This window comes from Paracoccus aeridis, assembly GCF_004923205.2.
In the GTDB taxonomy this organism is placed as follows: Bacteria; Pseudomonadota; Alphaproteobacteria; order Rhodobacterales; family Rhodobacteraceae; genus Paracoccus; species Paracoccus aeridis.
In genome coordinates, this window is the sequence record NZ_SELD02000018.1 from 88,960 (window position 1) to 101,441 (window position 12,482).

11 protein-coding genes are annotated in these 12,482 nt (G+C 72.9%); 10 read left to right on the forward strand and 1 reads right to left on the reverse strand.

The annotated features are described in order from the left end of the window. Nucleotides 1-3: 3 nt before the first annotated feature. Genes ELI80_RS07120 through ELI80_RS07130 form a run of 3 tightly spaced genes read left to right on the forward strand, consistent with a single transcriptional unit; the run spans nt 4 to nt 3,018 of the window. On the forward strand, nt 4-366 hold the full coding sequence (locus ELI80_RS07120; protein WP_236641373.1) for a hypothetical protein: 363 nt from the start codon (nt 4-6) through the stop codon (nt 364-366). Continuing rightward, complete coding sequence (locus tag ELI80_RS07125; protein ID WP_136650421.1) at nt 353-2,020, forward strand: hypothetical protein; 1,668 nt, start codon at nt 353-355, stop codon at nt 2,018-2,020. The genes ELI80_RS07120 and ELI80_RS07125 overlap by 14 nt, the downstream gene beginning before the upstream one ends. Beyond that, nucleotides 2,017-3,018, forward strand: coding sequence for a site-specific tyrosine recombinase XerD (locus ELI80_RS07130; protein ID WP_136650422.1), 1,002 nt, complete (start codon nt 2,017-2,019; stop codon nt 3,016-3,018). The genes ELI80_RS07125 and ELI80_RS07130 overlap by 4 nt, the downstream gene beginning before the upstream one ends. Here the strand turns inward: ELI80_RS07130 and ELI80_RS07135 are convergent. After that, on the reverse strand, nt 3,015-5,036 hold the full coding sequence (locus ELI80_RS07135; protein ID WP_136650423.1) for an O-fucosyltransferase family protein: 2,022 nt from the start codon (nt 5,034-5,036) through the stop codon (nt 3,015-3,017). The two genes, ELI80_RS07130 and ELI80_RS07135, sit on opposite strands and share 4 nt — an antisense overlap. A gap of 132 nt (nt 5,037-5,168) precedes the next feature. Here ELI80_RS07135 and tkt point away from each other — a divergent pair, with 132 nt between their 5' ends. From tkt to aat, 7 genes are all read left to right on the forward strand, one after another. Continuing rightward, a complete protein-coding gene (gene tkt, locus ELI80_RS07140; RefSeq protein WP_136650424.1) occupies nt 5,169-7,190 on the forward strand; it encodes a transketolase in 2,022 nt (673 codons plus the stop codon). Between the two features lie 100 nt (nt 7,191-7,290). Continuing rightward, a complete protein-coding gene (locus ELI80_RS07145) occupies nt 7,291-8,289 on the forward strand; it encodes a DMT family transporter (RefSeq protein ID WP_236641374.1) in 999 nt (332 codons plus the stop codon). Continuing rightward, nucleotides 8,289-9,317 (forward strand): lysophospholipid acyltransferase family protein, encoded by a 1,029-nt coding sequence (locus ELI80_RS07150; protein WP_136650425.1) that lies wholly within the window; start codon nt 8,289-8,291, stop codon nt 9,315-9,317. Before ELI80_RS07145 ends, ELI80_RS07150 begins: the two co-directional genes overlap by 1 nt. 71 nt (nt 9,318-9,388) lie before the next feature. Then, the gene (accB, locus tag ELI80_RS07155; protein ID WP_136650426.1) at nt 9,389-9,925 is read left to right on the forward strand and encodes an acetyl-CoA carboxylase biotin carboxyl carrier protein; all 537 of its coding nucleotides are present in this window, start codon (nt 9,389-9,391) and stop codon (nt 9,923-9,925) included. A gap of 1 nt (nt 9,926) precedes the next feature. Then, nucleotides 9,927-11,273 carry an acetyl-CoA carboxylase biotin carboxylase subunit gene (gene accC / locus ELI80_RS07160; protein ID WP_136650427.1) on the forward strand — a complete coding sequence of 449 codons (1,347 nt, stop codon included), beginning with the start codon at nt 9,927-9,929 and terminating at the stop codon, nt 11,271-11,273. A 119-nt stretch (nt 11,274-11,392) separates the two neighbouring features. Further along, entirely contained in the window at nt 11,393-11,776 is a 384-nt protein-coding gene (locus ELI80_RS07165) for a VOC family protein (RefSeq protein ID WP_136650428.1), read from the forward strand. Nucleotides 11,777-11,835: 59 nt separating this feature from the next. After that, nucleotides 11,836-12,453 carry a leucyl/phenylalanyl-tRNA--protein transferase gene (gene aat, locus ELI80_RS07170; protein ID WP_136650429.1) on the forward strand — a complete coding sequence of 206 codons (618 nt, stop codon included), beginning with the start codon at nt 11,836-11,838 and terminating at the stop codon, nt 12,451-12,453. Nucleotides 12,454-12,482 lie beyond the last annotated feature (29 nt).

The following is a 12,482-nucleotide window of genomic DNA, read 5'->3' on the forward strand; positions in this document are numbered from 1 at the left end:
GTCGTGAATGGCGTGATCTTTCCGGAAATTCCATCTATAATCGCGCCGAACCGGCGGGCAGACCGGAAAAAGAGCAACCATGAGGCGACAGAGATGCGGCTTTTGCGGGTCTTGGCGACCCTTCTGATACTGGGGCTGCTGGGCCTCGCGGGGTACGCCTTCTTCGGCGACATGGCGGCGGACCCGACCGAGATGCGGGTCCCGGTCGAACTGCAACTGCAGGATCCCGACGCAGACACCGCGGTCGAGCCGAACGCGCCCGTCACCGCACCCGCCGTTCCCGCGGCACCGGATGCGGATGCGGGTGCAGAAGAAGCGGGCGGGACCGAAGCGCCACCGGCCGGGGCATCCGATGACATCGACTGACGGCACGGCCCGGCGCGGGGCCGGCACCGTCCGCGCCGCCCTGCTGGCCCTGATGGCCTGCACCGTGCCGGCAGGCCCCGGCGCGGCGCAGGCGCCGCTGTCGGCCAACGACTGGGTCGCCGGAACGGCACCCGCGCCCAGGACGTCGTCCGGTTGGCGGCCTTCGGACGGCGTGCCCCCGGACGCGGCGCAAAGGCGGCCGCCGCCCGCGCGCCCGGACAGCCGCAAGCCCGCGCTCAACCCCGATGGAACCCCCGTTCCGACCGCGCCCGTCGCGGGCAACGCCAGCGCGGCGCCCGTCACCGTCACCCGGCTGGGGCAGGCCGATGCCGACGCGGCGGGCCTGCGCTCCGCCCGCTCGGCGGGGTTGCCCGCGGCGCTCTGGGACGGCGCGACGGCGGCCGAGGTCGCGCAGGCGATCGCGGGCAGCGCGCCCCGCCTGCCCGCCACGCAGGACCTGTTCGACCGCTTCCTGACCGCGCAGCTTGCCGTCCCCGCGCGCGAGGACCTGCCGGACGGCGCGCTTCTGCTTGCCCGCGTGGACCGGCTGTTGCAGATGGGCAACCTGCCCTTCGCCCGTGCGCTGCTGCAATCCGCGGGCGCGGACGACGCCGGCCGCTTCGCCCGGATGTTCGACCTCGACATGCTCACGGGCGAGGACCTGCGTGCCTGCGGCGCGCTGGCCCGGCGGCCAGGCCTCGCCCGCGACATGGCGATGCGGATCTACTGCCTCGCGCTCAACGGCGACTGGGGCGGGGCCGCCCTGACGCTGGAAGGGGCCGAGCCGCTGGGGCTGGTCGATCCGGCCACGGCGGCGCTGCTGGCGCGGTTCCTCGACGACAGCTATTCCGACGTTGCGGACACGCTGCCCGCGCCCGAAACGGTGACTCCGCTGGTTTTTCACCTGCACGAGGCGGTCGGGCAGCCGCTGGCGACCGGGCCGCTGCCGCTGATCTTCGCGTGGTCGGACCTGGGCCCGAACGGCGGCTGGAAGGCGCGGCTGGAGGCGGCCGAGCGGCTGGGCCGCGCGGGCGTCCTGCCGCCCGCGCAGCTCGCCGCGATCTACACCGAACAGCGCCCGGCGGCATCCGGCGGCGTCTGGGACCGCGCGGCCGCGCTGCAGGCGCTGACGGCCGCGATGAACGCGGGCGACATCGAGGCGGTGGCCGCCGCCGTTCCCCCCGCCCTCGCGCGCTTCGGCGAGGCGGGGCTCGCCCCGCACCTGGCGCGGATGGTAGCCACGGGCCTGCCCGAGCCGCCGCCCGATGGCGATGGCGCCGACGGGATCGTGACCCTGCGCCTGCTCGCGGGCCTGCCCGTCGATGCGCCCGAAGGGACGCTGCCGCAACTGCGCTGGCTGGTGGATGTGGCGGCGGGCACCGCCCACGCGGGGCCGGCGCCCAACGATCCGCAGGGCCGCGCAGCCGCGCTGGCCGCCGGGGTCGATCCGGCACTCGCGGGCGCGGCCCCGCAGCCCGGTTCCGGGCTCCCGGCGCTCGCCGCCATGGCCGACGTGGACGCGGGGCTCGACGGCGACGTGGACCGCGCCGCACGCGGCCTGCGCCGGCTTTCGGAACTGGGCTACGCCGCGACCGCGCGGCAGGCGGCGGTCGAGCTGATGATCCTGCCGCAGCTCTCGCGGGCGGCGGAATGACGGCGCGGGCAGCCCCGGCCGACCCGCCATCTGCTGGCCCGCCGTCCGCCGACCCGCCATCTGCCGACCTGCGCCGGATCGCCACGTTCCTCGACGCGCAGGCGGCAGAGGCGGGGGCGGCGCGCAACACGATCCTCGCCTATGGCCGCGATCTACGCGACTTCGCCGGATGGCTGGCGGCCCATGACATTGCGCTGGACGCCACCGGCCGCGACGACATCGAACGCTACCTGGCCCGCTGCGACGCGATCGGGCTGTCGCGCGCGACCCGCGCCCGGCGGCTGAGCGCGATCCGCCAGCTTTTCCGCTTCGCGCTGGACGAAGGATGGCGCGGCGACGACCCCGCGATCCGCATCGCCGGCCCGGGCCGCGCGCAGCGCCTGCCGCGCACGTTGTCGCCGGCCGAGATGACCGCGCTTCTGGACGCGGCCGCGACCGTCGACGCGGGCGCGCCCGACCGCGCCCGCACCGTCTGCGCGCTGGAACTGCTCTACGCCACCGGGATGAGGGTCAGCGAGCTCGTGGGCCTGCCCGTCGATGCCTGCCGCGGCGATCCGCGGCTGCTGATGATCCGGGGCAAGGGCGGCAAGGAACGCATGGTCCCCCTGACCCGCCCCGCGCGGGCTGCGCTGCGGGACTGGCTATCGCACCGCGAAGGCGCGGGGGCGGACACGGCGCTCGGCAGGCTCGTGCGGGGGAACGGCGCGCGCTGGCTGTTCCCCGCGAAGGGCGCGGCGGGCCACATGACGCGGCAGGCGTTCCACGCGCTGCTGGGCAGGATCGCCGTCGCGGCGGGGATCGCGCCCGACCGGGTGACGCCGCATGTCATCCGCCACGCCTTCGCCACCCACCTGCTGGAAGGCGGCGCCGACCTGCGGTCGATCCAGACCCTGCTGGGCCACGCCGACCTCGGCACCACCGAGATCTACACCCACGTCCTGGACGAGCGGAAACGCGATCTGGTCCTGAAGCATCACCCGCTGGCGCGCGGGGGCTAGGCGGCTCCGCCTGCCCGCCCGCCCGTTTTCGCCGCCGCCTTCGCCGCCGCTTTCCCCGTTGCTTTCCCGGCCGCTTTCCGGTCCTTCGCCGCCGCGTTCCTCAGCCGTGCGAGGGCGCGCGCCGGGCGCGCCAGCTCGGGCCAGTTCGCGGCCGCGGCGGTCAGGTGCGCCAGCCGCCGCTCGGCATCGTCCTGCGCCCGCACCGCCGCCGAAAGGTGCAGAAGCGCATTGCCGGGCGCGGCTGCGATCGCCCGGTCCATGTGCTTCCAGGCGGCGCCCGTGTTGCCGTTCTGGAAATAGGCGTTGGCCAGCCGCTTGGCCGTGATGGCCTGGCCCGGCCGCACCCGGTCCAGCCACTCCAGCACCGCGAACGACCGCCTGAGCCGGCCATGCAGCGTCAGGACGCTTGCCGCGAACCCCAGCAGGATTGCTACATCCTCGTCGGGTTGCGGCATGGCCACGCCCGCGGCCACCGCCTGTTCGAACACGGTCAGCGGCGTCAGGGCGGGTCCGAGCTTGAGATCCAGCACCGGCCAGCGGCGCAGGCTGGCGCGGGTGCTGTCGTCCTGCACCAGCTCGTCCCAGTCGCACAGGAACGCGTGAAGCGGCATCTGCCCGTCCGATCCGTCCGCGTGCCGGGCCAGGATCTGGTGCAGCCGCGGCGGGAACATCAGCTGGTCGGACGCGACGCCCGGCCGCGACAGGATCAGCGAGGCCGTCGCCTTCGCCGCCTGCCCGTCGTTCGACCGACCCTCTAACGCCTGCTCGACAAAGCGCGCATGCAGCGTCGGTTCAGGCATCGCCCCGGCATCGCCGGCGGCCCGGCGCCGCGCATCGGCCAGCAGCACGATGCTGTCGCAATAGACCCGGTCCCGCGCGCGCAGCAGTTTCTGCCCCAGAGCCAGCCTTGCCAGATGGACCGCGGCCTCGCCGAGCCCCGCAGCCTCGGCCGCGGCCGCGAGGTGGCGCGGCACGAACGGGAACCGCGCCATGATCCCGGGCCGGTCCGCGAAGGCGGCGATCAGTTCGGGCACGCGGCCGACCGACCGGGCATGCGGCGCGGCGTAGGCCACCGACTGCGCCATGTCGCCCGGCGCGAAGAAGCTGCCGGGCGCCGCGATCAGGCGGTCCAGCAAAGCGTCGTGCGACGCAATCGCGACGCCGCGCGGCAGGCCTGCGGGCAGCGGAACGATCCGCACCCCGCCGATGACGTTGGCCGCCTGCGAGAAGGCGCTCTGCGACGGGGCGCCGACCGTCGCGCAGCGCGCCATCAGCATCAGCTCCAGCACGTCCCGCGCGGCGCTGTCGCGGGCGACGTCCGGCGCGTGCTCTGCCAGCAGCCGGTCCACCGGAATGATCCGCCCGTTCCCCTGCGCGAGGTGCAGGACCGCGGCGGGCGTGTCCGAGAACGCGATCACCGCGCCGTCCTGCCCTTCCGCGAAGGCGCGCAGGAACTCGTCGGGGACGAACTTGCCCGGCCACGCGCTGTATGACCACGGGAAGCTGTCGAGGATGTCGCCGCGCCGCACGTGGATGGCCGAGGCCGGGCCGCCGCCGATCGCCCGGATCGCCGCGTCCATGCGGTCGAGCGCGCGGGCCAGCGGTGCGGCCAGCTGCAGCTGCGCCGCGACGGCGCGCACCTCGGCCTCGACCTGCGCCGCGGGCTCGCCCTGGAAGGTCGCCACCGCGAAGGCCGCGTCGCTGTGGAACCGGACCCCGTTCGCCAGCGCCCGCGCGAAGTTCGCGCGGTTCAGATGGGCGGATTCGGCGTGCAGGCTGCGGCGGCCGTCCAGCGGCGGCGCGCGGTCCACGACCACGATGTGACTGGCCACGAAATCGGGCGTGAAGAAGGCCGTGGGGTCGGACAGCTCGGGCCAGGGGCCGTCCGGTTGCGCGAGCCACGCGAAGCGCGTCGTCGCGCCGAAGGCATGGGCCAGCCGCATCAGGCTGACGATCCCGGTGATGCGCGCGCCCACCCGGTCCTGCCGGAATCCGATGATCGCCGGTTCCTGGGTCAATGCTGTGGCCCCGATGACGTGTCGGGCCCTGATTAGCCGGCGGGCGGCAGCGGCACAACCGGCGCGCCCGCTTGCAACCGGGCCGCCCCCTGCCTATCAGGGGCCGACCCCCGCGCATGAAGGACCGCCGCCATGGATCTGACCTCGCACCGCCTGGCTGACCCCGATCACTGGAGCCTCGCCAGCGCGATCCGCGTGCTGTCGATGGACGCCGTGCAGGCCGCGAACTCGGGCCACCCGGGCATGCCGATGGGCATGGCGGACGTGGCGACCGTGCTGTGGGGCCGGCACCTGAAGTTCGACGCGGCCGCGCCCAACTGGTTCGACCGCGACCGCTTCATCCTGTCGGCGGGCCACGGGTCGATGCTGCTCTACTCGCTGCTGCACCTGACCGGGTTCGAGCAGATGACGCTGGACCAGATCAGGAACTTTCGCCAGTGGGGCGCGGCGACCGCCGGCCACCCCGAATACGGCCACGCCGAGGGGGTCGAGACGACCACCGGGCCGCTGGGCCAGGGTCTTGCCGCGTCGGTCGGCTTCGCGATGGCCGAGGAGAAGATGCGGGCCGAGTTCGGCGCGGACCTGTGCGACCACCGCACCTGGGTCATCGCCGGGGACGGCTGCCTGATGGAAGGGATCAGCCAGGAAGCGATCGCGCTTGCCGGGCATCTCAAGCTCGGCCGCCTGATCGTGCTCTGGGACAACAACGACATCACCATCGACGGCGCGGTGTCGCTGTCGGATTCGACCGACCAGCTGAAGCGGTTCGAGGCGTCGGGCTGGCGCACGCTCAGCTGCGACGGCCACAACCCGGCCGACATCGACCGCGCGCTGGCGCAGGCCCGGCAGGACGACGGCCGCCCGGTGCTGGTGTCGTGCAAGACCATCATCGGCTTCGGCTCGGCCGCCAAGGGCGGCACCTCGGGCGTCCACGGCTCGCCTCTGGGGATCGAGGAGATCGCGGCGACCCGCCTCGCCTATGCCTGGGACCACGGCGATTTCGAGCTGCCGGACGAACTGGTGGCGCGCTGGCGCGAACTCGGCCGCCGCGGCGCGGCCGACCGCGAGGCGTGGGCCGCCCGCGTCGACGGCCTTGACGAGGACAGGCGCAACGCCTTTGCCGCCCGCGTCTCGGGCGAGCCGTCGGATAGGCTCGCCCCCGCGATCGCGGAGCTGAAGCGCAAGGCCAGCGCCGACCGGCCCAAGGTCGCGACCCGCAAGGCGTCCGAGCTGGTGCTCGAGGTCGTGAACCCGATCCTGCCCGAAACCCTCGGCGGCTCGGCCGACCTCACCGGGTCGAACAACACCCGCACAAAGGACCTTGGCGTGTTCTCGGCCGAGAACCGGCTGGGCCGCTACATCCACTACGGCATCCGCGAACACGGGATGGCGGCGGCGATGAACGGGCTGGCGCTGCACGGCGGCTTCCGGCCGTATGGCGGCACCTTCCTTGCCTTTACGGACTACGCCCGCGGCGCGATGCGGCTGTCGGCGCTGATGGGCGCGCCGGTCGTCTACGTGATGACGCATGATTCCATCGGGCTTGGCGAGGACGGCCCGACCCACCAGCCGGTCGAGCATCTGGCGATGCTGCGCGCCACGCCCAACACCTGGACCTTCCGCCCCGCCGACGTGGTGGAAACGGCAGAGGCCTGGGAACTCGCGCTGACGACCGACAGCACGCCTTCCGTCCTGGCCCTGTCGCGCCAGAACCTCGCCACCGTGCGGACCACCCACAGCGACGAGAACCTGACCGCCCGCGGCGCCTACATCCTGCGCGAGGCCTCGGCCGACGCCCGCGCGATCCTCATGGCCTCGGGCTCCGAGGTCGAGATCGCGGTCAAAGCCGCCGAGCAGCTGGAAGCGGACGGCGTTCCCACCCGGGTCGTCTCGGTCCCCTGCATGGAACTGTTCCGCGACCAGGACGAAGCCTACCGCGCCGAGATCCTGCCCGAAGGTCCGGTCCGCGTCGCGATCGAGGCGGCGGTGCGCCAGCCGTGGGACTGGCTGCTCATGGGCGAGCGCGGCGACTGGAAGCGCTGCGACTTCGTCGGCATGACCGGCTTCGGCGCGTCCGCCCCGGCCGAGCGGCTCTACAGGGAATTCGGCATCACGCCCGAGGACACGGTGGCCAAGGTCAAGGCCCTGCTGTGACCCCCCCGGGCGCGCCCACCGATCTTCTGTCCCCAAGTATCCCCCGCGGAGCGTCCGGCCCCGACGATCAGCGCAAGGCCGCGCGCCGAGGCCGGCGCTGATGCGCCCGCTGCCCCGCGCCATGGCCCTGATGGGACGCGAGGCGGACGGCGCGCGCCTGCCCGCCTCGGCGCGCCCGCGCGACACCCAGACCACCGGCATCCTTCTGCTGCTGGTCTCGGTCCTGCTGTTCACGCTGATGGACGCGACGGGCAAGCACCTCACCGAACGCTACCATCCCGGGCAGATCATCTGGGCGCGCATGGCGCTGAACCTCGTGATCGTGCTCGTGATCCTCGCCCCCCGGCTCGGGCAGGTGATCCGGTCGCGCTCGCCCGCGCTTCAGGTCGGGCGCGGGCTGACGCAGCTCGGCTCGATCGCCTGCTTCTTCACCGCGCTGCAGTTCATCGGCCTGGCCGAGGCGACCGCGATCATGGACATCAACCCGGTCCTCATCACGCTGGGGGCGGCGCTGTTCCTGGGTGAGCGCATCGGCATCCGCCGGATCATCGGGATCGCGGTCGCGCTGGCGGGCGCGCTCATCATCATCCGCCCCGGCGCGGGCGTGCTGCACCCGGCCGCGGTCCTGCCGCTGATCGGGGCGGTCAGCTACGCCGCGGGCGCCGTGATGACGCGGATGGTCCGGGGCGACAGCACCGCGACGTCGATCCTGTGGTCCACCGGCGTAGCCACGATCGGCGCGTCGCTGGTCGCGCCCTTCGTGTGGCAGCCGATCCAGACGGGCGACCTCTGGGCCTTCGTGGTGATGGGCGTTCTGGGCACGATGGCGCAGGCGCTGCTGATCCGCGCCTTCTCGCTGGCCGAGGCGGCGGCGGTCGCGCCGTTCGGCTATACCGGGCTGATCTGGGCGGGGCTGTGGGGCTGGCTGTTCTTCGGCGTCGTACCCGACCTCTGGACCTTCGTCGGCGCGGCGATCATCGTGGCGGCCGGCCTGTATGTCTGGGCGCGCGAGGCGCAGGCCGCGCGGTCCGCCCAGCGCGAGGCGCGGTCGCGCGCGGCGCAGGTGGACGCCGCCGGTCCCGACGGCTTCGCCCCCTGATGGCGCGGCCAGCGGCACAATCGGCGGCGCGGCCGGACCCGGTGCCCCTGACCGACCGCCTGACCAGCGCCGCCTTCATCGGCCTGATCCGGGTGCTGCGGCTCCTGCCCTACCGCCGCCGGATCCCCGCGATGGGCTGGGCCTTCGCCCATCTCGCCGCGCCGCTGGCCGGATGGCGGCGGCGCATCCGCGACAACCTCGCGCTCGCCCGCCCCGACCTCGACCCGGCCGAGGTGCGGCGCCTGACCTACGCCGTCCCCGACAACGCCGGGCGGTCGATCATGGAGATCTACTCGGGGCCCGAGTTCGCGGCCCGCGTCGCCGCCGCCGACCCGCTGACCGGACCGGGCCTTCCGGCGCTGGAACAGGCGGTCGCGGCCGGACGGCCGGTGATCCTCGCCTGCGCGCATTTCGGCAACTACGACGCGGCGCGCGCGGCGCTCGGCGCGCGGGGCTGGACGGTCGGCGGGCTTTACCGGCCGATGAACAACCGCGCCTTCAACCGCCACTACATCCCGGCCATGACGTCGATCGCCGAGCCGCTGTTCCCGCGCGGGCGCGCCGGGCTGTCGGCGATGATCCGGTTCCTGCGCGGCGGCGGGATCCTGTGCCTCGGCTTCGACCAGTTCGACCGGCACGGACGCACGCTGCGGTTCTTCGGCCTGCCGAGCGAGACCGTGCTGACGCCCGCCGAGCTCGCGCTGCGCTACGACGCCGCGCTGATCCCGATTGCGGCGATCCGCCAGCCCGACGGGCTTCGCTTCGCCGTGCAGGTGGGCGAGCCCGTCCCGCCGGGCGAGCCCGAGGCGATGATGCAGGCCCTGAACGACGACCTGGAACGGGTGGTGCGGGCGCACATGGACCAGTGGTTCTGGATCCACCGCCGCTGGAAGCCCAGGCGCCGCAAGGCCGGGCCCGGCGACGATCCCGACCTGCCGATGTCCGGGCCGGGCTTGCCGATATCCGGATCGGGCGTGCCGGCGGGCGGGTCCGAAACGGTTTCCATTGACTCCGACAAGCGTCTATAAGCGCGCCAGCGCCGCAGCCTCAGAACGGCACGTCAGAACGACACATCAGTACGGCACAGGGCAGAGACCGAATGACCGACAAAGACAAGAACCACGAAGGTGACGTGGCCTTCATCCAGGCCCTCGCCGAGCTTCTGAACCGCAACGATCTGACGGAACTGTCGGTCGAGCGCGAATACGGCGAAAGCGACCGGCTGACCGTGCAGCTGTCCAAGCAGGGCCCGCAGCAGGTCGTGATGCAGTCGAACGCGCCCGCCTACGCCCCCGCCCCCGCCTATGCCGCCCCGCCCGGCCCGGCCGCGATCCCGGGCGCGCCCGCCCCGGCGGCCGCCGGCGGCGCCGCCCCCGCGGCCAGCGGCGATCCCGCCGTGCTGCCCGGCGCGGTGACATCGCCCATGGTCGGCACGGTCTACCTTGCCGCCGAACCCGGCGCCGCGCCCTTCGCCACGCTGGGCCAGCAGGTCGCCGAAGGGGACACGCTGCTGATCGTCGAGGCGATGAAGACCATGAACCACATCCCCGCCCCGCGCGCGGGCACGGTGCGCCGGATCCTCGTCGACGACGGCACACCGGTGGAGTTCGGCACGCCGCTGATGGTCATCGAATAAGATGTTCGACAAGATCCTGATCGCCAACCGCGGCGAAATCGCGCTTCGCGTCATCCGGGCCTGCCGCGAGATGGGGATCGCCTCGGTCGCGGTCCACTCCACCGCCGACGCCGACGCCATGCACGTCCGCATGGCCGACGAATCCGTTTGCATCGGCCCGCCGCCCTCGGCCTCGTCCTACCTGTCGATGCCCGCGATCATCTCGGCGTGCGAGATCACGGGCGCGCAGGCGATCCATCCCGGCTACGGCTTCCTGTCGGAAAACGCGACCTTCGTGCAGATGGTCGAGGATCACGGCCTGACCTTCATCGGCCCGCGGGCGGAACATATCCGCATCATGGGCGACAAGATCACCGCCAAGGAAACCGCCGCGCAGCTGGGCATCCCGGTCGTGCCGGGGTCCGAAGGCGGGGTCGCAGACGTGGAAACCGCCCGCCAGGTCGCGGCCGGGATCGGCTATCCCGTCATCATCAAGGCCACCGCAGGCGGCGGCGGCCGCGGCATGAAGGTCGCCCACGACGACGGCGCGCTGGAAGTCGCCTTCCGCACCGCGCGGACCGAAGCGAAGGCCGCCTTCGGCAACCCCGACGTCTATATCGAGAAATACCTGCAGAAGCCCCGCCATATCGAGATCCAGGTCTTCGGCGACGGGCGCGGCCGCGCGGTCCACTTGGGCGAGCGCGACTGCTCGCTGCAGCGGCGCCACCAGAAGGTGCTGGAGGAAGCGCCCGGCCCCGCCATCACCGCCGAGGAGCGCGCGCGCATCGGCAAGGTCTGCGCCGACGCGATGGCGCAGCTCGGCTATGCCGGCGCGGGCACGATCGAGTTCCTGTACGAGGACGGCGAGTTCTATTTCATCGAGATGAACACCCGCCTGCAGGTGGAACACCCGGTGACCGAGGCGATCTTCGGCGTCGACCTTGTGCGCGAGCAGATCTGCGTCGCGGCCGGGAACGAGATGACGCTGCGCCAGGAGGACCTGTCGATCCGTGGCCACGCGATCGAGGTGCGGATCAACGCCGAGCGCGTCCCCGACTTCGCCCCCTGCCCCGGCCGGGTCACGCAGTACCACGCGCCCGGCGGGCTTGGCGTCCGCGTCGATTCCGCGATCTACGACGGCTACAGCATCCCGCCGTACTACGACTCGCTGATCGGCAAGCTGATCGTCCACGGGCGCGACCGGCCCGAGGCGCTGGCGCGGCTGAACCGCGCGCTGAGCGAGCTGATCGTGGACGGGGTGGACACGACCGTGCCGCTGTTCCGGGAACTGCTGAAGGATCCGGACATCCAGAGCGGCAACTATTCGATCCACTGGCTGGAACGCTGGCTGGAACGGCACTACCGCTGACGGCCGGCGCCGGCGCTTTCCGGCCCGACGCAAGCCCGCGCCGGCGGACGGGTTGCGCACGGGGCGGGCTGCGTTCTACGCTTCCCGGCAGGTGCAACCGCCCTGACGGAGGTCCGGCCATGTCGTGGAAGGCCGAAGGCTACAGCAGCGTCAGTCCCTACCTGATCGTGCAGGATGCCGAGCGGGCCCTTGCGTTCATGGAGGCGGTTTTCGACGCCCGCCGCATCCAGGTCATCCCGCGCGAGGGCGGCGGCACCATGCACGCCGAGGCGTGGATCGACGACACGGTGGTGATGCTGGGCGAGGCGCCGGGCGGCGGCGCGGCCGATGCGTCCGACATCAACGTCCACGTCTATGTCCCGGATGCGGTCGCCACGTTCGACCGCGCGCGGGCGGCCGGGGGGACGGTCGTCCAGGAACCCGGGCGCGGCCCCGACGGAGACATGCGCGGCGGCATCTCGGACGGGAACGGCACGACCTGGTGGATCAGCACGCACGGCTGAGCCGGGTCCGGGGACGACGCGCGCCGCGGGCGCTTGCTGGTAAAGGAACGCCTCCGCGCATGCTTTCGGCCGAACAACTCCTGGCGAGCTACGCGAACGGCATCTTCCCGATGGCCCGGGCGGCGGACGACCCGCAACTGCACTGGTACGACCCGCCCCGCCGCGGCGTCCTGCCGGTGGGCGGCGTGCATGCCTCGCGCTCTCTCAGGCGCAACCTGCGCCGCGGCGGATGGCGGGCCGAAATCGGCGGCGATTTCTCGGCGATCGTGGCCGCCTGCGCCGATCGGGACGAGACCTGGATCAACGCGCCGCTGACCCGCCTTTACGCGCAGCTTCACGCATCGGGGCACGCGCACGCGCTGGCGGTGTTGCACGAGGGGCAGCTTGCCGGGGGCGTGTTCGGCGTGTCGCTGGGGACCGCGTTCTTCGGCGAAAGCATGTTCTCGCGCCGGACCGACGGGTCCAAGATGGCGCTGGTCTGGCTGTCCCGGCACCTCGCCGACTGCGGCTTCACCCTGTTCGACAGCCAGTTCCTGACCCCGCACCTCGCCAGCATGGGCGGGGTCGAGATCACGCGCCACGCCTATCAGCGGCAACTGCGGCACGCGCTCACCCGCGTGGCGGACTTTCATGCGCGGCCCGTCCCCGACGCGGCGGAGCTGCTGCCTGCGGTCTGAACCTGTCCCGGCAGCGCGCGCCACAGCGC

Bases quoted from the DNA above. Each gene is read 5' to 3' on its own strand.
- ELI80_RS07125 (WP_136650421.1), top strand. From the start codon at position 353: ATGACATCGACTGACGGCACGGCCCGGCGCGGGGCCGGCACCGTCCGC.
- ELI80_RS07130 (WP_136650422.1), top strand. From the start codon at position 2,017: ATGACGGCGCGGGCAGCCCCGGCCGACCCGCCATCTGCTGGCCCGCCG.
- tkt (WP_136650424.1), top strand. From the start codon at position 5,169: ATGGATCTGACCTCGCACCGCCTGGCTGACCCCGATCACTGGAGCCTC.
- ELI80_RS07145 (WP_236641374.1), top strand. From the start codon at position 7,291: ATGCGCCCGCTGCCCCGCGCCATGGCCCTGATGGGACGCGAGGCGGAC.
- ELI80_RS07150 (WP_136650425.1), top strand. From the start codon at position 8,289: ATGGCGCGGCCAGCGGCACAATCGGCGGCGCGGCCGGACCCGGTGCCC.
- accB (WP_136650426.1), top strand. From the start codon at position 9,389: ATGACCGACAAAGACAAGAACCACGAAGGTGACGTGGCCTTCATCCAG.
- accC (WP_136650427.1), top strand. From the start codon at position 9,927: ATGTTCGACAAGATCCTGATCGCCAACCGCGGCGAAATCGCGCTTCGC.
- ELI80_RS07165 (WP_136650428.1), top strand. From the start codon at position 11,393: ATGTCGTGGAAGGCCGAAGGCTACAGCAGCGTCAGTCCCTACCTGATC.
- aat (WP_136650429.1), top strand. From the start codon at position 11,836: ATGCTTTCGGCCGAACAACTCCTGGCGAGCTACGCGAACGGCATCTTC.